At 58.0% G+C, this 24602-nt stretch carries 22 protein-coding genes; 4 read left to right on the forward strand and 18 right to left on the reverse strand.

The window, feature by feature from the left end:
- Positions 1–845 precede the first annotated feature (845 nt).
- The 4 genes from IH971_06190 (at position 846) to IH971_06205 (ending at position 6304) form a co-directional block, all read left to right on the forward strand.
- On the forward strand, positions 846–1694 hold the full coding sequence (locus tag IH971_06190) for a hypothetical protein (protein ID MCH7497421.1): 849 nt from the start codon (positions 846–848) through the stop codon (positions 1692–1694).
- 53 nt (positions 1695–1747) lie between these two features.
- Entirely contained in the window at positions 1748–3814 is a 2067-nt protein-coding gene (locus tag IH971_06195) for a sulfatase-like hydrolase/transferase (GenBank protein ID MCH7497422.1), read from the forward strand.
- A gap of 614 nt (positions 3815–4428) precedes the next feature.
- Entirely contained in the window at positions 4429–6042 is a 1614-nt protein-coding gene (locus tag IH971_06200) for a Rieske 2Fe-2S domain-containing protein (protein ID MCH7497423.1), read from the forward strand.
- Between the two features lie 40 nt (positions 6043–6082).
- The gene (locus IH971_06205; protein ID MCH7497424.1) at positions 6083–6304 is read left to right on the forward strand and encodes a hypothetical protein; all 222 of its coding nucleotides are present in this window, start codon (positions 6083–6085) and stop codon (positions 6302–6304) included.
- 290 nt (positions 6305–6594) lie between these two features.
- Here IH971_06205 and IH971_06210 read toward each other — a convergent pair whose 3' ends face one another.
- From IH971_06210 to IH971_06295, 18 genes are all read right to left on the reverse strand, one after another.
- Complete coding sequence (locus tag IH971_06210; GenBank protein ID MCH7497425.1) at positions 6595–7413, reverse strand: retropepsin-like domain-containing protein; 819 nt, start codon at positions 7411–7413, stop codon at positions 6595–6597.
- A gap of 254 nt (positions 7414–7667) precedes the next feature.
- Positions 7668–8783, reverse strand: coding sequence for a helix-turn-helix transcriptional regulator (locus IH971_06215; protein MCH7497426.1), 1116 nt, complete (start codon positions 8781–8783; stop codon positions 7668–7670).
- Positions 8784–9466: 683 nt separating this feature from the next.
- Positions 9467–10650, reverse strand: a protein-coding gene (locus IH971_06220) for an IS3 family transposase (protein ID MCH7497427.1) whose coding sequence is annotated in 2 segments (ribosomal slippage) — positions 9467–10386 and positions 10386–10650 — 1185 coding nt in all. Because the reading frame shifts where the segments join, the coding sequence is not laid out codon by codon here.
- A 569-nt stretch (positions 10651–11219) separates the two neighbouring features.
- Positions 11220–11813: an ATP-dependent Clp endopeptidase proteolytic subunit ClpP gene (gene clpP / locus IH971_06225; GenBank protein MCH7497428.1), complete on the reverse strand. Its 594-nt coding sequence runs from the start codon at positions 11811–11813 to the stop codon at positions 11220–11222.
- 6 nt (positions 11814–11819) lie between these two features.
- Positions 11820–13100 (reverse strand): trigger factor, encoded by a 1281-nt coding sequence (gene tig, locus IH971_06230; protein ID MCH7497429.1) that lies wholly within the window; start codon positions 13098–13100, stop codon positions 11820–11822.
- A gap of 128 nt (positions 13101–13228) precedes the next feature.
- Positions 13229–13750: a hypothetical protein gene (locus IH971_06235; protein ID MCH7497430.1), complete on the reverse strand. Its 522-nt coding sequence runs from the start codon at positions 13748–13750 to the stop codon at positions 13229–13231.
- Between the two features lie 11 nt (positions 13751–13761).
- Positions 13762–14187 carry a DUF420 domain-containing protein gene (locus IH971_06240; GenBank protein MCH7497431.1) on the reverse strand — a complete coding sequence of 142 codons (426 nt, stop codon included), beginning with the start codon at positions 14185–14187 and terminating at the stop codon, positions 13762–13764.
- On the reverse strand, positions 14184–14789 hold the full coding sequence (locus IH971_06245; GenBank protein MCH7497432.1) for an SCO family protein: 606 nt from the start codon (positions 14787–14789) through the stop codon (positions 14184–14186). Before IH971_06245 ends, IH971_06240 begins: the two co-directional genes overlap by 4 nt.
- Before the next feature lie 285 nt (positions 14790–15074).
- A complete protein-coding gene (locus tag IH971_06250) occupies positions 15075–15851 on the reverse strand; it encodes a hypothetical protein (GenBank protein ID MCH7497433.1) in 777 nt (258 codons plus the stop codon).
- Between the two features lie 42 nt (positions 15852–15893).
- Positions 15894–16181 carry a hypothetical protein gene (locus IH971_06255; GenBank protein MCH7497434.1) on the reverse strand — a complete coding sequence of 96 codons (288 nt, stop codon included), beginning with the start codon at positions 16179–16181 and terminating at the stop codon, positions 15894–15896.
- A 4-nt stretch (positions 16182–16185) separates the two neighbouring features.
- Entirely contained in the window at positions 16186–16386 is a 201-nt protein-coding gene (locus tag IH971_06260) for a hypothetical protein (protein MCH7497435.1), read from the reverse strand.
- Positions 16376–16687, reverse strand: a complete 312-nt coding sequence (locus IH971_06265) for a cytochrome C oxidase subunit IV family protein (protein MCH7497436.1) — start codon at positions 16685–16687, stop codon at positions 16376–16378. Before IH971_06265 ends, IH971_06260 begins: the two co-directional genes overlap by 11 nt.
- An 8-nt stretch (positions 16688–16695) precedes the next feature.
- Entirely contained in the window at positions 16696–17289 is a 594-nt protein-coding gene (locus IH971_06270; protein MCH7497437.1) for a cytochrome c oxidase subunit 3, read from the reverse strand.
- Positions 17290–17295: 6 nt separating this feature from the next.
- Complete coding sequence (locus IH971_06275) at positions 17296–19035, reverse strand: cbb3-type cytochrome c oxidase subunit I (GenBank protein ID MCH7497438.1); 1740 nt, start codon at positions 19033–19035, stop codon at positions 17296–17298.
- A gap of 32 nt (positions 19036–19067) precedes the next feature.
- Positions 19068–19889, reverse strand: a complete 822-nt coding sequence (gene cyoE, locus IH971_06280) for a protoheme IX farnesyltransferase (GenBank protein ID MCH7497439.1) — start codon at positions 19887–19889, stop codon at positions 19068–19070.
- Positions 19890–19954: 65 nt separating this feature from the next.
- On the reverse strand, positions 19955–21034 hold the full coding sequence (locus tag IH971_06285) for a COX15/CtaA family protein (GenBank protein ID MCH7497440.1): 1080 nt from the start codon (positions 21032–21034) through the stop codon (positions 19955–19957).
- 23 nt (positions 21035–21057) lie between these two features.
- Positions 21058–21786, reverse strand: coding sequence for a hypothetical protein (locus tag IH971_06290; GenBank protein ID MCH7497441.1), 729 nt, complete (start codon positions 21784–21786; stop codon positions 21058–21060).
- 237 nt (positions 21787–22023) lie between these two features.
- Positions 22024–24602: c-type cytochrome (locus IH971_06295; protein ID MCH7497442.1), on the reverse strand; the 2579-nt coding region annotated here is incomplete at its 5' end.

Raw genomic sequence — 24602 nt, forward strand, 5'->3', positions numbered from 1 at the left:
TAAATCCTTTGATTTGATTTGAACTGAGCATAAGTATCTCTTAGCCAAAACTGCTCGGTGGTCCACATTTCTCCGACGCCGTACACCTGTTTATGTCCATGAAGGGAGAAACGACAAATCCTAGACAGGCGGGAAGAGATCAAGCGACGGACGCTTCAAATGAGGCTTCAGCTAAACCATGGACACACGAAATGTGTCAATATGTTTTAGACTCAAGTAGCTCACATTGATTTGACGACGTACAGGGGATGTTTGATCATCTGGCTGCCCCTTAGCATACGATAGGATGTATCCAATGCGATAGCCTCGACGGTAGTAGCTTGCGGCAAAGCTCTATGATGTACTTGGCTTCCCGAAAATAAATCGCATCTTTCCACTTTGCGCGTTTATCTGATTTGCCGCCTACCGATCTGGTGATTGTAGATGCTGCTGCCATGCTTTAATAGCGCTACCGATACACCCACATTCTGCTGCTTAGCATGGACTTCTTGGGTGCGATCCGTAATTGCATTTTCCAGGGCGTCGTCAATTCCACTGTATGTTGGATCACAGCCAAACGAAACGAGTCGTGCAAGCCAGACTCCATAGCCGTGTCGTTGTATCGGCACAGCTCCTCCCGGCATTGATGAGCACTCTCGCGGTCGTAATTTGATCCAGATGAGAAAATGGTCCACATCAACTCTGACGCCTCAAGTGCAGCGGCCCCCTTGACATCCGCCCACCTTGTCCGTATCATTAACCGCTAACCGAATTGACCCATGGATGCCGTGGTTTGAGGAACTGAGTTTGTGGCAGCCAGACAACCAAGTTCATCAGTGCGGAAAAATGCTGGTTGAGGCCTTAAATTGAAATCCACACGCTTCTCGTACCTGCTTCTGTCCTCGTTGTTTATTCTAGGTTGCAATACGGGTCCACCCTTTGATATTCAAAATCTTAACGGCAATAGAATTGGCGTTATGGGTCATCGTGGCAAGGTTAAAGGATCGATATATCCAGGCAACTCCTTTGAATCCATAGAACAGGTCTTGAAAATGGGTGCTGATGGTTCGGAGATCGATGTCCAGATAACCAGAGATAGTGTACTGGTGATGTATCATGACGAAGACTTAAGTACGAAGACGAACTTTACCGGGGTGCTGCGGGACTATGACTGGGCTGAATTAGATAGTTGCACCTACCGTAGCACTGCCTCGGTGAACATTTATGTCGTCTCGGTTGACGATCTATTCAGCAGGTTAGCGGACGTTCAGAATTATTATTTCTCGTTCGATACCAAGTTTTATCCGGGTGCTGAATCACGAATGCCATACTACCGGCAATTTGTTTACGCTATCCAGCAGGTCATTGAAAAGCATAACATGCATAACAGGGTGTTTATAGAAGCCGGCAACATCCAATTTCTCCAGATGCTCCAGCAAAATCGTGTCCAGGTATTGCGATTCGTTACCGGATCAAAATTTAAGGATGCCCTTCGTATTGCTGAAGAATTGGGCTTGTATGGGATAGGTATTGGGTCGAAGATTACCAGGAACGAGATCAGAATGGCCCATGACAAGGGCTTCAGGGTGATGACCTGGACCCCCAAAACTCCACGAGATAACATTAAGGCGATCAACAAGAATCCTGACTTCGTTCAAACAGACCAACCTGTCCATATGTTGCGGGTATTGGGGCGGTACAAAGATTTGCATTAGGATGAACAGGGCTCCCGATCCCCCGTCGCTGGTCTGGGTGGAAGGAACCATGATTGCCTCTTAGCCTGTATGATTCCGAAGGCTCCTCCATGCCCGGTAAATGGCAAAACTTTATCACCGAGTTCCTGAAGCAGCTTCAAGTATACATATTTACCATTGTCTATCTGGGCCTGTTCAGAATCGTCCTGATCGTGCGGTTCCAGGATAAATTAGGTGACGCCACTGACCTTGGCGATATTTTACTGGCGGTAGCTCATGGCTATCGCTTTGACTCTGCCACCGCGACACTGTTTATGCTTGTACCTTTCCTGGCCAATACCATGCTCAGCCCTTTTGACGCAACCGTCTTGAGCACTTATCTGCGCAAACTATTCTCTGCACTCATGCTGATTGTCATCACCATGCTCTTTGTGGTAACGATCCCTTACTTCAAGGAATACGACAGTCAATTCGATTACTTTCTGTTTGAAATCCTTTACGATGACCGCCCGGCAATCATGCGAACCCTATTCGAAGGGTATGGCCTCGTTGGTAATCTTCTGATATTCGCCGTGCTCTCTGGTCTCTGCCTTTTTTTATTGCAACGATGGCATAAATTCCCCTTCGCGCCCCTAATCCGGCTGCTTACTCGACCTGGAAGCCTGATGCTTCGCTCCCTTATCTACATACTGATCTTCATATTGACCTTCGCCGCCGCGCGCGGTTCCTTCAAATCAAGGCCTGCCATGAGAAAATGGGCCCATGTCACAACCGATATCTTTCTGAATAAAACAGTGATGAATCCCTTAAGACATCTGCAGTACGCCTACCGGGATTTCAAATCTATCAACTCTAGGAGAGATGGAATCAAGAAACTGCTGGGAGATATTTCAGTCATAACCGCTGCCCAGGATTATTTCTCTCTGGAGCTGCCTGGTGATCAGGCACAAGATCTGTCGAACTACCTGTCGAAGACAGCCCGTGGCAGCCAGTCCGGGTTGCCAGACCATATTTTCATTATTGTTATGGAGAGTTATGATTCCTGGCCGTTGCTCTCCCGCTACCAGTCACTGAAAGTCACCGAACACCTTAAACGTCTTGGGCGGAATGGTATCTTGTTTAACCACTTTCTGCCCTCTGCCAGTAGCACGATGGGATCCATATCGGCAATCCTTACGGGCATCCCGTATACGGGCGTAAACATCAGTAGAATTGCGGCCCACAAGCCACCCTTCATAACAGCTTCCCCGGGCATATTTAAGCGCTTAGGCTACCGGACACGACTCTATTATGGTGGCTTCCTCTCCTGGCAGAACATAGGGAATCTATTCCATGCCCAGGGAATTGACGAGGTCTTCGCTGCCCCCAGCATCGCAGAAGAGGTTACGGATAGAATATGGGGGGTGGAGGACGAGGCACTCTTCACTTTTGTGCGGTCGAATACCCCCGCCGACGGAAAGACCTTCAATATCATCTTGACAACCAGCTATCACCCGCCCTTCGGCCTCGACGTTAGAAGTAGAGGTTTTCCGCTGAACGAGATACCCGCTGATATCGAACCCTACTTTGATGGCTCGATGACCTTGAACATGCTCGGGCATATCTGGTATAGCGACGTAGTGATCGGGGAGTTTGTTAACACCGTTGAGAAAACGTTTCCCGCGAGCCTGTTCGCCCTTACCGGTGATCATTATGGACGTAGGTTTCTTAATGCTCGCCCCTCCGTTTACGAACATACCTCCGTGCCTTTTATTCTCTATGGCAAGCATTTCGTCACCCCGCAGGACACCGCTAACCCAGCCCCGGGCAGTCACATCGACATCGTCCCCACTATCGTCGAACTGATTGCACCGGCGGGTTTTCAATACTACAGCTTCGGTAGCTCCATGCTTGATCAGGGCCAGCAGGCTGACCGGTCCACTTTAAACCGCTTCGGGATAGGTCATCATACAATGGTGACGGAAACTTTCATCGCCAATCTTAGAATTGACCGCAATCCGGCCCCCTTGCCTGATGCTGAATTTGACAATAATAGGGACCTTTTCCACCGCCTTGAGCAAAAGCATAATCAGCTTCTCGGACTGGGTTGGTGGCTCATATTCAATGGTGAACTCCTGGAGCCGGCTGCGCGCCCCCGATAGCCCCGCTTGGCATGCTCTCCACGACGGATTTCCGCTATCTCAGAATGTGTTCGCCCCACCAAGAATTTCATTATTGCTGTTGCTAAGTGTGCGCGGATGGTCCGCACACGGTAGCATATCTGTCAGCTCGGAATGAGCCCGAAACAATAACTTTTCAGGGCCAATTAACGATCCCAGGGACTACATCCACCCTGCTGACTACGCCAGGTTTGACGCCGCCCTCGCACAGGTAAAACTGGGCGCTAGCGCTCATGGCCCCGCGCAACCCGTCCATCCTCGCCATGCGCATCCTGCACGCCAAGCTGGCTGGCAGCGCGGTTTTCCTGGCGCTCGCTTGCACCTTTTCCGTACCCTTAGCCGCCCCCGGGATCCCAATCCCGCCCCGTCTTCTGCGTCGGGCGGCAGGTTCATGTCTGGGAAGGGTCCAGAACATTTCCACGCGCCCCAGGATGCCCCTGGTGCGTTTCTCATTGGGCAGTGCGTTCGAGCAATGGGCGCTTCAGATAAGGCGTCCGCTATTCCTTGGAAACCTACTGGGTGTCTCTTAGTTTTATGTGCTAAGAACTCGCATTGTTTTCACGACAACAAGTTTCAACTCATGCCGGAGATCACCCTTGAACAAAAAGCCAATAGCCACTTTCAGTAAAATACCCGATCGCCAACCGACCTATGCCCTCGTGGCCAATGTCGATCTGGTAATTATCCGCTACGATGACAAAGTATCGGTGATGTACGGTCGCTGTCAACATCGTGGGGCCCTGCTTGCTGATGGAAGTATCGAGGGGTCGAACCTGATCTGCGGGGTCCATGGATGGGATTACCGTTACGACACGGGTATCAGTGAGTATAACAACTCGGAGCAGCTGGCCCGGTTCAGCAACTGGATTGAGGGGGACCAACTGCTTATCGATGAAGATGAAATCGAAGCCTGGCAAGAGAAGAACCCCCAGCCCTACGACCGCGAGAGTTACCAGGGCACTTATCAGGATATCCATGGAACTCCCGAGGAACCTCATGTGGGTCTTATCCGTAGTCTGGCCTCACAGGGTCTCTCCAAGACGGGGCGGCATGGTCCTGTTGCGGCCATGGGTGTTCCCAGAACCGAATTACCCACCTGGGATGACATTCAGTTTGTCACGGCCCAGCTGGCGAGGCTGCCCCAACTCGATGAGACAGAGGTAGGTACGGAACTGATCATAGGCCCGCGGGCTAAAAAGCCTCTAAGACTTGAGCTTCCCATTCTGGTTTCTGATATGAGTTTTGGTGCTCTTTCGGAGGAGGCCAAGGTCGCTTTGGCCCGTGGCGCTGAGCTGGCCGGGACGGGCATCTGCTCGGGTGAGGGCGGGATGCTGCCTGAAGAGCAGGCTGAGAATAGTCGCTATTTTTATGAGCTCGCCTCGGCACGCTTTGGCTTTTCTATGGATAAACTGTCGGCCGTCCAGGCGTTCCACTTCAAAGGCGGCCAGGGCGCGAAAACCGGCACGGGTGGACATCTCCCCGGCGCTAAGGTAGCGGGCAAAATTGCCATGGTGCGCGGCCTTCCTGAAGGGGAGCCGGCTGTGTCGCCTGCCCGCTTCCCCGACTGGGAGAGCCTAGACGATTTCAAGCAGTTTGCCGATGAGGTGCGACAGGCAACCGGAGGCATTCCGCTCGGCTTCAAATTGTCGGCCCAGCACATCGAAGATGACATTGACGCGGCGCTCCAGATTGGCGTGGACTATATCATTTTAGATGGTAGGGGTGGGGGCACTGGCGCAGCTCCACTGATTTTCCGCGACAACATCTCCGTGCCAACATTGCCCGCCTTGGCCCGCGCACGCAGACACCTCGATAAGACCGGCAACGGTGACGTGACACTCGTCCTCACAGGCGGATTGCGGACCCCAGCTGATTTCGCCAAGGCTATGGCGCTCGGTGCCGATGGTGTGGCCGTCAGCAATGCGGCCATCCAGGCCATTGGATGTTTGGGTATGCGGGCCTGCCACACCAACAACTGCCCGGTAGGCATCGCTACGCAACAGGAGCACCTTCGTGCTCGTCTGCCCGTTGACGAGGCGGCCCACCGGCTCGCGCGATTTTTTACCGCCTCGGTGGAGCTGATGAAATTACTGGCGCGAGCTTGCGGTCACACGCACCTGAAGGAGCTGAACCGGGATGATTTGACGACCTGGAAGCGAGAAATTGCTCACCTGACAGGCATCAACTATGGCGGCGTCATCGCAGCATGATTATTCTTGCTTCGTTGTGATGTCCCTGACCCATTCATTGATGAAGCAGCAACACTTTTCGTTGCATCGTTTCAACGACGGCCCGAACCGGGTAACGTTTTACGTTCAGGTCGATGATATTGAGGCCTACCTCAAGAAAGCCGAGGGCATGGGGGCCATGATCGTCCTGCTCGTCACCACGATTCCGAATATGGCCACCTTCGCCCTGTTTGCCGATCCGGAGGGCAACGTCGTGGGCCTGCTCCAGAGCAGCTCGGACTAGCTTTCCCGTTCTACTCGGCCCCGCACTGCGGCCCGGATGGCCTCAGTCCCTTCCCACAACACTTGACTGGCGCTCGACGCTTTAGCCAAACACCTGTTGGCAATACTCCTGAGGATAGCAATAGTTGGGCGATGTATATATATTGCCCCACACATTGAAGCCAATTCTACTGAGGAGAGCAGACACCACTCTTACTCAAAAGCCCCGGTCATCACCGGGGCTTTTCAATAGTTCAGGCCGTTGTTGTATCCGCCTTACATCTGACCACCGATGGATCTCGAAGGGTACGGCTATCCATCGAAGCGTATCAATCGCTGTTTCTGATCAACGGTGAAAGCAAATCCTTTAAGGATTTCGTATCCGATTAATCGCGGGGTATGCTCCTCTGCGAACATGATCGTCGGGTTTCCTACTTCAAATCCGGCCAGATCTAGAGATCCGCTCAATGTGGAGGTGAAGATTTGATAGGTATTGGTCACGGTTGAAACTGAATGGCTTTGTTTCAAGGTTGATGTCAACGGTAATGTCTCAGCCGCGGAACGGGGCAGCGTGATCGAACCCCGGCTGCCGGTATCAACGAGCAGCTGGTAGGGTATGCCAGACAGATTCGCAGAGATTTGCATAGCCCCTTTGTGGAAATCGAATCCAATAACGTGCTCGTTTCGGGCGTCCAGTTGCCCAGGCTCGATAGTAATCATCTGCCTGGGATAATCGATAGTCAGGAGGTAATCCTTGACCAACCCACGTCCCAGAATACCGGAGAGATTTGCAGGCACTTCTTTTAAATGTGCTTCGCTTGCTTGGACAGCTATGGCGATAACGCTTTCCATCTTCATCGCGCCCAAGCTCATGCTTGAAATCAGGACTAGGTCTGTCGCCTGATTATGTTTCCCGGAACCATCGCCGATCATGGCCCTTCCGACTACAGGAAGACCTAGTTCTTCCGCCAGCTTGGGACGGATCATGACGGTCCCGCTCATGCCCGTATCAAACGCAAAGCGGTAGGGCCCCTTCCCCTGAATCATGACCTCAATATGCGGAACGGCAAATTGTTCGTCAAGTCTAAACGGTACGCTCACTCCCTCCTCGCTTATTGTGATGAGAGGCATAGGCAACCCTGATCCATGGGAAGGGTTTGATCGCGCGGGTTCGTGGGGCGATCTCGCCGCCATCGTTTGTTCTGCCCGATCAGATCGCTGATGCACATGGCCGGCGGAGCAACCCACCGTCAGTACCACTATTAAGATCCCTAAGTATGTCATTTGATCTCCCTTTCATTGGTTGGTCGTGGATGCCAGATGTTATGGACGGCATCGGCTGATGTCGTCTCAGCCTACACGGAGATACCCATCGGAAAGATTGATCAGTCTGTCGAAGTGGAAACGAACTGAGAGGGGGTTCTACCAGTGATCTTCTTCACGGCGCGGTTGAACGACGGCTTGGAAGCAAAGCCGCTCTGCATAGCCACGGCCAGCAGGGTGTAATGTTGAAATTCTTTTCTATTGAGATTTTCCTGGAATTCTCTTACGCGATACTCGTTGATGAAATCATAATAAGATTCGCCCCCGATATCGTTCAAGATCTGTGAGAGATAATTCGGAGAAATCCCCAGTTTTTTTGCGAGTTCCGGTAAGGTGAGCTCGCTATCCAAGTATGGTTTATTAGAATCCATCAGCTTGATTAGATCTGCATGCATCGCCTTGCCGGCTTTTTCGTCCAAACCTGATTTTGAATACTTAAGCCCAGTGCGATTGCCTGTATTCAGCTCAATATTATAATCGGAAAAAATGATACTCTGCTTGAGACCGAAATATCCCACTATGTAGACGAAAATCGTTACCGGGGCGAAGATAAACAGTCGCATGCTGGACATCGCTTCTGGATCACGCAGCAGAAAGGCAATAGTCACCGCCAGCCAGACCCCGCCTAGAGCGCCGATCAAGTATCTGAGCCAGGCTAAATCGATTGCTTCCAGGTCTGAAAGATACTCCTCTGTCCGTTGCCCATATGAGCTGACAAGCACCCATGTCCACACTGCATAAATCGGCACTGACAGCAGAAGTAACCAATTAAATAATGATGACACAGCAAAAAGGTGCTGGTTGCTCACACCGGCGGCGTGTGTAAAGGAAGAATCAGAAAAGCATGAGAGGAAGAATACGCAAGTATTAAACGCAATGAACGGGATCAGGTGCAGCGCGAAGGTAATTCTCAACCGCTTCTTAGTATCAATAAGGGTGGCTACATAGAAATAGAGAAACGGACCCTGCAGAAATGGAAATGAGGAATTAAGGTTTAGGAGCCAGGACTGTCCCAGGCCCGTGATAGCATAAAGAAAGTAGATAAACAGATGCCCGGCAAGTAGTGACAGCCAGAGCGCGAGAACGTAGTCTGGGAGATGCCGGCGCCTTTTGGACAGCAACAGGATCACCAGGAATATCGCCTGTGCCGCACCCAGGATGAGGATCGTTGACATCATCGGGTAATAATAGCCATTTCCCCCTTGGCTCGCAAGCCATGAGCGCTACCATTCCAGCATCCAATCCTCATTGTAGAATATCGACGCTGTGCGCATATGAGTCCGTTCAAAATCTGGCAGGGCCGAAATGAGAATGCCGACCAGAAACGAGTCTCCCATCGACAAATTTCGGTGTCGGTGCGATAGGATTTGAACCTTCGACCCGGCTCGTCGTAGGTGGCTACTGCCTCCCGTCGCCGGGACGGCCAGGGCCGAGGCCCTGCTCCCAAAGCAGGTGCGCTACAGGACTGCGTCGCGTCAATCCTCACCCTTCCTTGCACGCAAACCCCGCCCTACCTTCCCGGCGAGCTCTTTGACATCGCTTGACCCCTCTTTGCCCGGTCCCTTCATCTGTCATTGCGAGTCCCGATGTTTCGAGTGAGCCTGCCCTGAGCCTGTCGAGGGGTAGCACTCTCGCCCCCGGGCACCACCCGCCATCCGGCGCAGGTTTGGTATCATCTCGGTATCGCTTCGGTATCACTTCGGTATCACTTCGGTATCACCCCTTCCGTCGATGGGCGTGATACCGGCAGGGGGGGAGGGGGTCACCGGCCTCGTGGGGCCACGTTTGGGCCACCTCTGGGTCACCCTCTCCGTCGGTGACCGTGGTGATCTTGCTATAATAAAGTGGACACTACGAGAAGTCATAGTGCCTGGTTAAGCTGCATGTTTTCATACTCCACCGGGGATCTATATCCCAAAGTCGAGTGTTTCCTGGACCGGTTGTAAAAGCCCTCCATGTACTCGAACAGACTGCGTCTGGCCTCCTCGCGGGTACGGTAGCGTTCATGATAGACCAGTTCAGTCTTCAGGGTATGGAAAAAACTCTCGGCTACAGCGTTGTCGTAGCAGTTACCCCTGCCGCTCATGCTCTGGACCGCCTTGGACCGGCTGAGCAGGGCAACGAACGGTTCACAGGCATACTGCACACCCCGGTCCGAGTGGAACACCAGACCCGGCAGGGGCTGGCATCCCTTAACGGCCGTCTGGAAGGCCGGGATGGTGGTGTCGGTGGCTTCCATCCGCTCGCTCATGGACCAGCCGACGATCTTCCGGTTGTAAAGGTCCATGATCACCGTTAAGTACAGCCAGCCCTCCAGGGTGCGGATATAGGTGATATCCGATACCCAGACCCGGTTGGGGGCATCGGTCCGGAACGTCTGTTTCAACAGATTAGGCGCAACCGCATGCTTGTGTCTGGAGTTGGTGGTGACCTTGAACGGCCTCCTGCCTCTGGCCTTGATGGCGTCCCGAAGCTTCGGGATCAGCCTGGCGACCCGGGGACGGCTGCAACTGTAGCCCTGGTCCTTTAGCTCTGCGGTGATGCGTGGGCTTCCATAACGTCCTTTGGTTGAGTTGTATATGCGCTGGATATGGGTCAGCAACAGACGGTTCTCGGCCGCCCGTTTACTCTCTCCTGATTGGTTCCAGCGATAGAACCCGCTCCGGCTTACGGCCAACGAAAGGCACATCTTCTCCACGCCAAATGAGGAGCGGCAGTCATCGATAAACTGGTACTTCATCGGGGTGTTTTCGAGAAAATGGCCAACGCTTTTTTTAAGATGTCGCGCTCCTCAGTGACGCCGGCTAGTTCACGCTCCAACTTGCGGATCCGCTCCTCCTCGGGATCGGCCAGGTGCCCCATGCCGGGGAAGGCGTCGGCTCTATGGCTGAGGTATTCGTTCTTCCAGCGGTACAGCAGCTCCACCCGGATGCCCAGGTTCCGAGCCACCTCCACGGCGGTTTTGCCGCCATTAACCAACAGTTCCACCGCTTCCACCTTGAACTCCCGAGTGAACTGCCGACGGGACTTTCTTTGCCCCGCCATCGGCGGTGGCTTATCCTCCATCATGGACACCTCCGTAGATCATGGCAATCTATGACTTCTTACGGTGTCCACCAAAAGGTAGCAAGTTCAGGGCTTCACGCAGTGAAGGGGAGTGGGTTAGCACCGCCGGAACCTGTCCCGATCCATCGGGAGGCGGGGGGTCACCCGGCCCGGTCATCTTGGTATCGCTTCGGTATCGCTTCGGTATCACTTTGGTATCACTTCGGTATCATCCTTGCCGTCGGTGAGGGTGATACCACCCCCCTGGGGGGGCCCCACCAGCCCGTTGCGGCCATCTTGGGGACACGTTTGGGTCACCTTTGGGCCGTCTTTGGGTCACCCTTTCCGTCGGTGACCGTGGCCCAGGCAGGGGGGGAGGGGGTCACCCCGTCCGGTGGAGCGGTAGGCCCCACCCGGGGATATGGCCATTGCGAGGCCTGCCCTGGACCCCGCCATCGGCGGGGGAGCTAGACGAAGGGCAGTCCCGGACTTTGGTCGGGCGAGCTTGCCCCGAAGCCCGCCATCGGCGGGGGAGCCTGTCGAGGGGTGGCAAGCTTGCCACCTTAAGGCTACTGCTTCAGGATACTGTCGATGACGCCGTAAGTCTGGGCCTCGCCGGGGGACATGAAGTAGTTGCGGTCGGTGTCCCGCTCAACCTTCTTGAGGGACTGGCCGGTGAGTTTCGACAGCAGGCGGTTGAGTTCCTTCTTGAACTTGATGATCTCCGCGGCGTGAATCTCGATATCGGAGGCCTGCCCTTCTACTCCGCCGGCGGGCTGGTGGATCATGATGCGTGAGTTGGGCAGGGCCGAGCGCTTGCCCGGCGCACCCGCCGCCAGCAGAACGGCCGCCATGCTGGCCGCCTGTCCCATGCAGATGGTGGCCACGTTGGGCTGGATGAAGTTCATGGTGTCCATCACGGCCAGGCCTGCGGTGATGATCCCGCCGGGACTGTTGATGTACAGGAAGATGTCCTGGTCCTTGTTCTCGGCCTGCAGGAACAGCAGCTGGGCGATGACCAGGCTGGCCACAGTGTCGTCGATGGGCGTGCTCAGAAAGATGATACGCTCCTTCAGGAGGCGCGAATAGATGTCGTAGGCCCGCTCGCCACGGGAGCTCTGCTCCACCACCATGGGGACCAATACGCTGCTTTTCTCATTCATGACGGCTCAAGTTCCTTTCCTCAGTTCGCTTGATGGCCGGTGGACCAGCTTCAGTTTGGCATAGCCGATCAGCCGTTCGGTAAGCGCCGCCTCAACAAGCTCCTGCCGCAGGGCGCGCTTGTTTTCCGGGCGGCGGTAGTGGTTGCGCAGCTGGTTGGCCTGAGTCTCATCGGCGTCGATAAGCCCCTGAATGTGGGCTTCCAGCGCCTCGTCGTCCACCTCGATCTCCTCCTCCGCGATCAGCCGCTTGCGCAGGAGATACCACTTCAGGTTCCAGGTGATGGAGGCCCTGTGCTGTTCCCTCACATCCTCACGCTCCAGCTGCTTACGCGGGTAGCCCTGCCGCTCCAGGTCCTCCATGAGCGACTCCAGATAGTTCTCGAACAGCGAGGCTGGCACTTCCAGGCTGGCGGCGCGGATAAAATACTCGGCGATGTCCCGGTTCAGGCGCCGCCTGCTCTCCCGCTGATAGGCCGCCTCAATTTTATGCAGCAGGTTGGCCCGCAGCTGCGCCAGGTCCTCCGCACGGGAGTCAACCTGGCGGGCAAAGGCATCGTCCACCTCTGGAAGCAGGCGGTCGGTCACCTCCTTCACCGTCAGGTTGTGGTGCGTTTGCTCGCCCCCCTCGCCGGCCAGGATCACGCGGCGGGAATCACCTGGCTTGGCCCCCCGCAGGACGTCAAGATTCTCCTTGCCCAGGGAGCCGGCCGGATCGAGATGCAGGTACTGGTTTTGCAGCTTCCGCCCGACCAAAGGCATGCCGCTGGGATCCACCTCCTGCAGGTCGGCCAGAATGAAGTGCCCTTCCTCGATGCCATCTTCAATGGTGCGCAGTTCGGAATGCTGCTGCCGCAGTTCCTCAATGGCGCGGTCTACATCCTCGCTGTCCGCATCGAAGACGAGCTGGTCGAACTTCATGCCCTTCTTGTAGTTGGGCAGGGCCACTTCCGGTTCAACCTCGAACGTGGCCTCGAACTTGAGCGCGGCCCCTTCCCGGAACTGGACGCCGCGGATGGTTGCCTGGTTGATGGGGTCGAGTTCAGTCTCCTTGAGCGCCGCCAGATAGGACTCATGCACGGCCTGCTCGGCGAACTCCGCCTCGGCGGCGGGACCAAACTGCTGGCGCACCATTTTCTGGGGCACCTTGCCCTTCCTGAAACCCGGCAGCCTCACCTTCTTGGTGAACTTCTGGAAGAAGACCGCATAATCGTCCTGCAGCTCGTCCCAGGGCACCTCAACCTGCAGGCGGCGGGTGTAGCTGTCTACCGAGCTGAGCTGCTTTTGCACGGGGCTGTCAGGAAGGTCAGGCGTGTCATCGTTGCGCAGAGAAGTTACAGTGCCGACTTTCGTGAATTGGGCTGAATCGCGACGGGCATGGGGCGGATCAGCCGCCGACCCAGCAAAGGCGCCAGCCATCAGCCCAGGCCGGCTGCGGGCACTTCTGCCAGGCGCGGGCTCCGGCTCTGTTGAGCGTTGTCCCCCTTGTCGGTGGATTCGATGGCAACTTTGAGTGCCTGCAACTGCTGGCGCATGCTCCGGCGGACCACCAGGCGCAACAGCGGTTCGGCGTACCAGGGACCCAGTCTGCCAATGACCGTGCTGCTGAGCCAGGCCCCCACGGCTCGTTCCTCCACCGGTTGAACGGCCAGCCGCAGCTGGTGGCCGAAGCCCCAGCGGGGCCAGCGAGGTGTCCAATGGGCCAGCGCTAGGCTAAGGGGCGGCTCCCAGCGTGTGACGCGCCCCTCCTGCCGCCAGGTGACACCCAGCATCCGCTGCTCCAGCTGGTAGCGGCTGCTCGGGCCCGGTTGGGGCTCGCTCAACCAGTGAAAGGCGCGCCGTCGCCGATGGCAGGTGAGGCTCACCGGCAGATTGGCCAGGAAGGCCCACACCACCTGAGGGGCTTCCTCCACAAGAATGGCTTCATCCAACCGGAACATGATCGCGGAGCCTAGGCAAAATTCAAGCGGTAGAGCAGCACATAGATCAGCACGCCGGTGACGGAAACGTACAGCCACACCGGCAGGGTCCAACGGGCGATCTTGCGGTGCTGGGAATAGCGCCTGCTCAGACCGCGGTAGAGCGTGATCACCACCAGGGGGACATTGGCCACGGCCAGCAGCGTGTGAGGGATGAGGATGGCAAAGTAGAGCGTCCGGACCGGTCCAGTTCCTGGAAACGTTGTGACACCCACTTGAACGTGGTAGATCACGTAGGATGTGAGAAAGAGCATGGCCACTACTGACGCAGCCAGCATGGTATTGCGATGGGCCTTGATGCGCCGCCGCCGGATGAACCCATAGGCAGTGAGCAGCAGAACCGCACAGGTGGCGTTCAACGAGGCATTGATCGCCGGCAGGGAGGTCAAGGGAATCATAGGCGCACGAGCAGCTGCTGAATGTCCGCCACCAGCCGGTCCAGGGCCCGCGGAACGGTGCTGTCATAGTACCCCCGCAGCTGGCCCTGGCCGTCCACCAACGTGAAGTAGGTGCTGTGGTGAATGGGCTGATCACCGGCGCCCAGGTGAAATCCGTCCAACGCCAGCGCCGTGAGGTCGGCCCGGTCTCCGGTGATGAAGGTCCAGCGGTCCTCCACAGCCTGGTAGCGACCGGCATAGGCCAGCAGAACCTCGGGAGTGTCCACCTCAGGATTGACGGTGAATGAGACCAGCTGCACATTGGGTACCCGGCTGAAGGTGCGCTGGAGGGCGGCCATTTTACTGCTCATGATGGGGCACGGCCCGGCGCAAGTGGTGAAGAAAAAATCGGCCACCCAGATGCGTCCGGCGAAGCTTTCCAGACTCACCGCATCACCGTGCTGGTCCACCAGGGCGAAGTCGGGCAGGCGGTCCAGCGTAGGCAGCGGCTCAGCCGCCCCGACACGGCCCATGGCGATGGCGGCGATCACGGCGAGGTTAACCAACATGGTGCCCCCAATCAAGACGGGTCCGTAGGCTGAGAGAAATTTCTTAAGCGTCACTGCAATCCCCTTGGCGCGATCATGGGCAACCAGGTACGCTGGTCGCGGACAGCCAAATTTACGGCCACGGTGGGCCCGTGCCTACCTTCGGCAGCGTCGCGGCTCCATCCACCGCCGTCGGCCGCCGCCGTTGGCGGGACTAAGGCGGGACTAAGGCGGGACCAGGCGGCGGGCTCCCAACACGTAAGCCAGACCGGCAAGGACTGGCTCAGATTTGGCCTGGAGCTCATCGCGCTTCAGCGGGCTAGCCTGAAACGCCCCTAAGTCTGGCCCCAGCCGGACAGATTACCACCAATCGCCTTCGGCCTCTTCAGCTTTGAGGGCGGCCTCCTCCGCCTGCCAGGCGTCGTAATCGTCCTGGCTCTCCACCGTCAGGAAGCCACGCATGCGGTAGTGGCCCAGGCCGCACAGCTGGGCGCAGGCGATTTCCGACTCCACGATGCGGTTGGGGACGAACCAGACAGGGATGGTCAAGCCCGGAATGGCGTCCTGCTTCACACGCATGAGGGGCAGCGCGAAACTGTGGATGACATCTTTTGAGCTGAGCAGGATGACGACCGGCTTGTTCACCGGGAGATGGAGCTGATTGATGGTGGTGATGTCATCGGCGCCATACTCATCGTCCGGGTCGAGGCCGAGGGGATTCGTCTCGGCATCGAGGAACTCCAGGGAGCTGCGTCCGAATTGCCCATCGGCACCGGGATAATGGATATTCCAGGCAAACTGCTCGCCCACGACCCGCACATACAAGGCCTCAGCTTCGTCCGGGATCTCGTTTTTCACCATACCCCAGATGGGCAGGGCAAAACCAATGAGGAGGACCGCCTCGACCACCGTCACACCTATCTCGACGTAGCGGGAATAATGGGAGGTCACGCCGGTGTATTCAGCCTTAGGTTGCTTCGAGGACCTGAAGCGTAGCAGCACGTAAACGTAGTAAATGCCCCAGCCTATCAGCAGCGCCGCCATGAGCCAGTGAACCAGTGCCAAGAGCTGGTCCATCTCCGCGCCGTGGGCCGAGGCAGGTTTTGACAAGCCCATCATTTCCAAGAATTTCAGCATGCGAGCCTCTGCATCCGTAGCGTTACAAGTCGCATTCGAAAATCATGACTCATCCCTCACGCGGCGGTGGTCGCTCACCCGCCCGGCGGAGATGTCTCGCCAGGGGTCGGGCGCGGATTCCAATGTCCTGGACCGCCGGGCAAGGTGAACCATGAACGCCCCGATGCCGATAAGGATTGTGGTCGTGACGCCCAGCAGCCCCAACATGGCCAGCTTAACCCCGGTGATGATGGGATCGTCGGCGGCACCGAAGCAGGTGGCGCAGGCCAGGACAATATGGGGTGCCGAGAGGATGATCAGACCGGCCGCTGCGTAACTCCGTCTCACCATGACCTCACAACGTGCGCAGCTTCCGGAAGACCTTAAAGCCGTAGGCGATGAGCACGGCGCCCACCAGGAAGCTGAGCAGTCCCAAGACCAGATTGGTGCCGCCATGGGGATGGCTGGAATACGAGTTGACCCCCCATACGCCGAATCCGAAGCAGAGCATCACCGACAGTGTAATAAAGAATATGTGGAATTGCTTAAGCGACACGGCCAATATCTCCATTATCGTAAAACGCCAGGATGAAGAGGCCGAAGAGGGTCAGCAAAAGAATCAGGGTGGTGACCATCAGCCACAGGATCGGCTTCTGCTCGGAGACCAGGTGCATGAAGTAAGCCGCGACCAGGGACCCCTTGACGCCTGCTATGATCAGGGCAATGACAATGCCCAGCCCCGCGGGCAGGGTAAGGGAGCCCGCCGTGACGGTGATCACCGTCAGCGCAGCCAGCACGCCGAAGACGACCAGGTAGATTCGGTTGTGACGGCTGCTGTCACTGGTAGCGCTACTCATGGCCACTCCTAAAGTAGATACAGCACCGGAAACAGGAAGATCCAGACCAGATCGACAAAGTGCCAGTAGAGCCCGGCGATCTCGATGCGATTCGTGAAGCGCTGGGGCTCCGTTGCCCACATCCTGCTGCCCGGCCCCAGAAAATAGCCGTTCACGATGATGCCGCCGATGATATGCAGGGCGTGCAGACCGGTGAGGGTGAAGTAGATGGCCATAAAGGTATCGTGGCTGGGATAGAGATGGTGCGAGAATTTTTCGTTGTACTCAAACCCCTTGACCACCAGGAAGACGAGGGCCAACAGGATGGTGAGTCCCAGGTAGAGCCGGAATTTCCGCAGATCCTTTTCCACCAGGGCCGCCCAGGACAATACCATGGTCACGCTGGACGCAATCAGCACGAGGGTGTTGAAGGTAGCAATGGGCACGCTGAGAACGGTCGATCCGTCGGGCCATTCCGCCGCTCCCAGACGCAGAAAAATATACGCTGAGAACAGGCCGCCGAACAGCATGACCTCCGAAGCCAGGAACAGCCAAATACCCAGTTTGGCATTATTCAGCCCAGTATCCTCGCGCGGGGTGACGGTATAGGGAATTTCAGTCATGGGCAGCTAATCCCCCGCAGGCAAGTACTGGGGCAGAAAATCCTCCTTCTGCCCGGGCACGCTGTGCTCATAGGCCGGGCGGAATACTTCCGGCGGATGGGGAAAATTGCCGTGGGGCGGCGGCGAAGGCGTGGCCCACTCCAGGGTCGTTGACTTCCACGGATTGTCGTCCACCTGCTCGCCCCGCCGGATGCTGGTGAGCAGGTTGTAGATAAACGGAAGCTGGAACAGCAGCAGGAGCCAGGCGGAAATGGAGATCAGTTCGTTGGTCCACAAGACGCCGCTCTGATTAGCAAACTCGTACGTGATGCCGCCGTCCCACAAGCGCCGCGATACCCCGGCCAAACCCTGGGCGAACATGGGGAAAAAGATGCCGTTGATGGTCACCAGAGAGCCCCAGAAATGGATTTTTCCGAGCCTTTCGCTCATGCGCCGTCCCGTCACCTTGGGAAACCAGTGATAAATCCCGGCGAACAGGGCGAATATGGTGCCCGGGGCCACCACGTAGTGAAAGTGGCCGATGACATAGTAGGTGTCGTGGAGGTGGATATCGGTGGGCGCCAGCCCCAGGGGCAGGCCGGTGAGTCCCCCGAGTCCGAACATGGGGAGAAAGGCCAGGGCAAACAGCATGGGGGTGGGAAAGCGGATGGAGCCGCCCCACAGGGAGAGGAACAACGCCGTCAAGATAATCACCGAGGGTATGGAAATGATCATGGTGGTGGTCTGGAAAAAGCCGCTGATGGCGGTGCCCATGCCGGTGAGGAACATGTGGTGGGCCCAGACGATGAAGGACATGAAGCCGAGGAAAATTGTGGCGTAGACCATGGCCCGATAGCCCCACAACGGCTTGCGGATATTGGTGGCGATCACCTCCGCCACCATGCCCATGGCCGGTAGAATGAGGACGTACACTTCCGGGTGGGCCAGGAACCAGAACAGGTGCTGCCACAAGATGGGACTGCCGCCGCCGGACACTTCCAGGATCTCACCACTCACCACGAGCCCGGTGGGGAGAAAGAAGCTGGTGCCCACCAGGCGGTCCATGAGCTGCAGGATGCTCGCCGCTTCCAGGGGCGGGAAGGCCAGCAGCAGGAGGAAAGACGTCACCAGCTGGGCCCATACAAAGAAGGGCAACCGCATCCAGGTGAGGCCCTTGGTGCGCAGCTGCACGATGGTGGTAATGAAGTTGATGGCACCGAGGAGGGACGAGGTGATCAGGAAGACCATGCCGAACAGCCACATGGTCTGGCCCATGGTAGCGATATCGGCCAGGGGCGGGTAGGAGGTCCAACCGGAGTTGGCGGCTCCGCCGGGGACAAAGAAGCTGGAGAGCATGGTGACGCCGCCCAGGAAATAGGCCCAGTAGCTGGCCATATTGATTTTCGGGAAGGCCATATCGGGGGCGCCGATCTGCAGGGGGACGATATAATTGCCGAAGGCGCCCACGGCCAGCGGTACGATACCCAGGAAGACCATGATGGTGCCGTGCATGGCGCCCAACTGGTTGTAGAATTCGGGCGCAATGACGCCCTCCGGTGCATTGGTACTGCCCAGCAAACCGCCGATCAGTGGGATCGCCTGCTCGGGATAAGCCAACTGCCAGCGCATGATGAGCATCATCGAGAGGCCAATCAGCAGGAATATGAGGGCGGTGATACCATACTGGAGTCCAATGATCTTGTGATCCTGGGAGAAGATGTACTTTTGCCAGAACTTCAGTTCGGGATGATCATCATGCGCGTTCACGCTATCCGGACTCCTTGGTCGTACAGCCTACGTTACGGGAACAGTTCAATATCCACAACCATCAGGGCCAGCAGGGCGGGCAGGTAGATGATAGAGGCAAACAACAGCCGCCGTGCATCATGATTTCCCAGACGCCGGGCGGCCAAGAAACCAAAGGCCAGCAGGATGCTGCCCAGCAGGCCTGCCCCTGACAGGTATAGCCAGCCGGTGATGCCGAGATAGGTGGGGGCCAGGCTGCCCAGAAGCAGCAGCACGCAAAAGGTGACGATGGTGAGGGCTGTCCGTCGGCCCGAGGGGTCCACGGTGGGCAGCATCCGCATTCCGGCGCGGGCATAATCGGCCCGATAGATCGTGGCAATGGCCATAAAATGGGGTATCTGCCAGGCAAACAGGATGGCAAAGAGCGCCCAGGCGCCGGGGGCCACCGAACCACTGGCCGCCACCCAGCCGCCCAGGGGTGGCAGGGCGCCGGGCACGGCTCCGATCAAGGTGTTCCAGGCAGTGCGCTTTTTCAGGGGCGTGTAGATACCCACGTAAGTCAGCAGGGTGATGCCCGCGAGCAGCCCGGTGAGCGGATGGACGGTGAGACTGAGGATGACCAGGCCCAGCAGGGAAATTGCGAGTCCGAAGCGGAGGGCTTCCGCCGCAGTCAGCCGACCGGACGGGAGTGGCCGGGTGCGGGTCCGCCGCATGAGGCCATCGGAGTGGCGCTCCCAATACTCGTTCAAGCTGCCCACACCTCCGGCGGTGAGGGCCGCGCCCAGCAGCAGGCGCAGGAACTGGCCTCCATCCCAGCCCATGCCGGTGGTGCGGAAGCCGAGGTAAAAGCCCAACGACGTGGATACCAGCACCATGCTGGAAATGTTGGGTTTGGTGAGCTCCCAATAGGCGCTCAGCTTGCGGCGTAGCTCGGCGCGACTCAAGCGGCTCTGCCCTGCAGGTTGGCGGCGATGGGGGCCAGCGCCGGTGGTGTCTCCTGTGCCGGCCACGGCGGGCAGTAGCGGTAGAGCCGCAGGGTGAACAGGAAACTAAGGCCGAGCAGGGCGGCACCCGTGGCAACATGGGCGGTGGTTACGAAGGGTTGCTTCAGGCTGAGGACGGTGGCCGCCCCCAGGGCAATCTGAGCCCCGAGCAGGACCAGCAGCGTCCAGGCCATGGCGTTAAGCCCGCGCGGCAGGCCACCCAGCCGCCAGGTTTTGACGGCGGTAACAACCAGGGTCAGAGTCACGGCCAGGGCGCCCAGGCGATGGGCAAGGTGGATGGCCAGTTGCCCGACTGTAACGGACGACATTTGCAGGGCAGCACGTTGCTCGTTGAGCGCCGCAATGGCCGGTGCAGCAAGGGAGGGCACGAGCCGGCCGCCGGTGAGGGGGAAGTCGAGGAAAGCGAGGCCGGAAGCGGTGTGACGCATGACGGCGCCCAGGATCAATTGCAGGAAGATTACCGCCGTCGTCACGGTGATCCACAGCCTGAGTATGGGCATCCCGGCGGGGAGCGACGCGGAATCATCCGGGGTGACGAACTCCCTGGAGGTGGCATAGGCCAGGGCGATGACCATGAGGAAAAATGTCTGGGCCAGGGTGGCGTGCAAGACGGACACTGGCGTGGGCAGGAGCAGCAGGACGGTGACGCCGCCCAGCGTGCCCTGCAGCACGACGGCGCCCAGGGCCACCCAGCCCAAGCTGCGCACCCAGGGTCGCTGCTCCGAGCGCCACAGCCACAGGGCCAAAACCACCACCAGCAGGCCCACCAGGCTGGCGACCATGCGATGGCCGTGCTCGTAGAGTATGCCGCCCACCATGTCGGCTAGCGGAAAGGCGAACATGAACCGGCCATAGGTGGTGGGCCAGTCAGGCACGGCGAGGCCCGAGCCCGTGCTGGTGACCAAGCCGCCGATGAAGATCAACGCCAGCGTAGCAGCACCCGTGAAGATGGCGAACTGGTGGAGCGGGCGGTTGTAGGCCTGCAGCGGCCGCTGGGAAGGTTGGCTTAAGGCCATGGCAATTCCCGTCTACGCGCTGCTTATTTGGATTTAGGCTTAGGTCCCTTGAAGGTGAAGTCGGCAGTGGCCGTCTCACCATCGGACACCGTGATGTTCATGGTCTGCGCGGGTAGCCGTTTGCTCTCATGCCAGGCACGAACCGTGTAGGTCCCGGCAGGAACGTCGGCCAGTTCAAAACTGCCCGTATCATTACTAACGGCAAAGAAGGGGTGGTCAAATACGCCCACGTAGGTGCTCATCCAGGGGTGCACATCGCACTTGATCTTGAATACGTCTTCCGCCTTCTTGAAGGTGTGCTTTTTCAGCTTGATAATCTTGGGCATGGCGAAATTGAACGGTGAATTAACCTTGGAGAGGCTGTGAATATTATGGAGCGTGGGATCGCTGTTCCGGATCTCGACCTCCTGCCCCGCCCTGACGCCCCAGACATGGGGATCGTACAGGCAGCCCTGCTGAATGAGCACCACGGGTTCTTCCGGCACAGGAAAGGACTTCCCCGTCAGTCCAGATTCGATGCTCACCAGCACGTTTTTCAGCGTGGCGTTCGCGTTAATCACGACGGCCTGGGAATAGGCCGGCTCGGCGTGCTGGGAAGCACACACAGGATCGGCCCCCATCCTGATAGCCCGCGGTTTGGGTCCACGGCCCTCAAATTTAATCGTCCCCTTAATGCTGCCGCCGGCGTACGCCAGCTGCCCCGTAAAGGCCACCAGCAAGATCATGGTCAGGCGTAACATGAATGTATTCATCTTTTCGGCCTCCTGTTCCGTGGCGCGGGAAATCTCGTTCTAACCCGACCCCACAACGGTCCTTCAATTCCCGCATCCCGCCAGACGGCACCGCTCCTGACGCGGGGCAACTGCCCACCGAAGCTTAACGGGCACGTGCCCATATTTTCAACTTCTTTTTTCCCCCACAGGTGCGGCCAGCGGACGACCGGGCCGTCGCCCGGAACAGGCCGTGCATGCGCGTCGCGCTACGGGTGGCTAATCGCCGATGGTATAGACGTAGTCACGGAGCGCGGCAAGCAAGGCCTCGTCGTCGCCGGCCATCCGAATCAGGGCCCGGGGGAAAAACTCTTCGGCGCCATCGAAACTGACGTCGTCTTTGGTCAGCAGGTAGGGCTGGGGCATCCGTGTGCCGGCCACAATGGCCTGGGGGTCCCGGAGCCAGCGCACGACCCAAGCGGGCCGCAGCCGATGCTTGGTGAGCGCCAGATCGGGCGCCCAGTCTCCCCGGGCAGCGGTTGGCTCCTGGCCCGCCATCAGGTGGCACTTGCCGCAGTCGCCGATCTCCTTGGAGGCCATAAATTCGCCCGCCCGGTAGTTGTCAGAGCGGGTGGAGACGGTGAGATCGTCAGCGAAGGTTTGGGGGGCGCCGTCAGCATACTGGAACGAATCGATGACGTCGTTCCACTGCTCATCCGTCAGGTTAAAGGTGGGCATGCGGACGGTCAAGTTGGGCCGGATCGTTGAGGGCCGGTTCAGGAATTCAAACAGCCAGCCGGGCTTGACCTTGGCGCCTTCGGTGTTGAGGTTGGGGGGCGACAGGGCGGGATCGCCGATGCTGGACGCGATCTGGCCGCCCTGGCCGTCGATGATGTGGCAGCCCTGGCAGTTGTAATTCTTGATGATCATGCGGCCCTTCTGAATCATGCGTGCGGCGACATCCTGATCGGCCAATTTGCTCACCCCGATGTCCACATCCACCAGCCCCATCAGGGCCGTGACCAGCGCCTCCACTTCCGTCGGGGTAAAATAGAAGTTGGGCATGCGCAGTTTTTCATCGTAGGGCTTCACCTTGTCCCGGTCGAAAAGCCGGGGATTGGCCAGCTTGGCCTCGAACCAGCTATAGTTGGTGTGGGGAATCTCGTGTACGGAGCCGAAGTCCAGGTTGTGCACCGGTTTGCTGCCCTCGAAAGTGAGGGGCGTGCCAATGGGCTTGGCATCTTCAAAGCCGGGGATGTTGTGGCAACTGAAGCAACCATAATGCAGGATGCTGCGGCGGCCGACAAAATTCAGGCGCTCGTCGAGCGACATGGCGGCCACCTGCTTACGGGCGACCTCCTCGGTGTTCTGCTTGGACAGCCAGGAGAAGGCAATCCCCGACAGTTCCTCCCCGTTCAGGGAGGGGACCTCCATGCGCTCGAACCCCGGATTGCGCATGGACCGCAGGTAAGTCGCGATATCGGCGGCTTCCCGGTCACTGAGCCGCAGATCGGGCATCCGCGAATGGGGGTTGTAGAAAGTGGGGTCCTTGAGCCAGTTGACGAGCCAGCGGGCGGAGACCTTGGTCCCCAGGCCGATGAGATTGGGTCCCTGGCGCTGGTACATGCGGTCCAGGGTGGTCTCCACAATGACCGGGTCGGGCTCCACGACATGACAGCCCAGGCAGCCCAGCGACGCCACCAGCTGCTCACCCCGGGCAGCGTTGCCTGGGCGCACAGACGCGGCAAAGGTGGCCGGCGTCGAGTTGCTGAACAGGTAGTTGACGATGGCGTGAATTTCGGTCGTGGTCCTGCGGACAGACTTTGGATCGGAGCTGTTCGTCTGGCCGAAAAACGTGGGCATCCAGGCATTGTGCCGAAAGCTGCGGGGATTGCGAATCCACTTGAAGGCAAAATCCCGGTCGAGCTTGTCGGCAATGTTGGCCAGGTTGGGCCCCCGCCGTTTCCAGTCGGCGTAGCGCTCGAGCTGATGGCAGCCGAAACAGGCCGCTTTCTCAATGAGGGTCAGTCCCAGCGTGGCCTTGTCGGCCCCCTTGATGGTGGGTTCGCCAGCGTGGCACTTCAGGCACCCGGCTTCGCTGTACCTGGCGGGGTACATTTTCTGATCCCAGTAGTGCAGTTCCTCCCAGCCGTAGGCCGCCTGCCACGCTTCCGCCTGCTGCTTGTCCGCAGGCATGTGGCCGGCACTGGAAAAGGAGGTGCCCCGACCACGGCCATTGTGGCAGCTGGTGCAGCCAAACTCGTCCACGGGGTGGGGCGAGGAGGAGGTAAGATAGAGTTCCAAATTGGGGTGGGTGGTAAAGGGCTGTTCAGCGTCTTCGAAGCCGCGCTTGTCAATGCTGAGGTGGCAGCTGGTGCAGCGGTCTACCTTGGGCACATGGGCGAAATTCACGTTGTCGCGGATGTCCTTGACGACGATCTGTTTGATCTTGATGGAAGGGGCCAGGAAATCGAGCACGGGTAGGTCGCGGACGACCCTGGCCACCCGGTTAGCCCGGCTCATTTTTTCCGGGTCGATCATGCTGAGGTTGCGTTCGAGGATACGCACGTCATGCAGCAGCGTGGTCAGCTCGTCTTCCGTAGCTTTCACGCCCAGCCTCAGGTCGGATAGCTCGTCCTGGTATCGCTCCGCCTCCATCTGCCAGTGCTCGGCCTTTTCCTTATAGGTCTGGGTCAGGGCGGTCAGCTTATCGAACGCCTCCTGTTCAGCGCGTGAATTTTCTCCCTGGGACTGGGCCAGTTCCAGCTGGTAGCGGACCGCCCCCAGTTTGGCCTGCGTCCCGAAGAAGTTCATGTTGGCGCCAAGGAGATCGCCCTCGGCCGTTGCCAGGAGCGATT

The sequence above is a fragment of the Candidatus Neomarinimicrobiota bacterium genome (assembly GCA_022560655.1).
Taxonomy (GTDB): Bacteria; Fidelibacterota; Marinisomatia; order SCGC-AAA003-L08; family TS1B11; genus JADFSS01.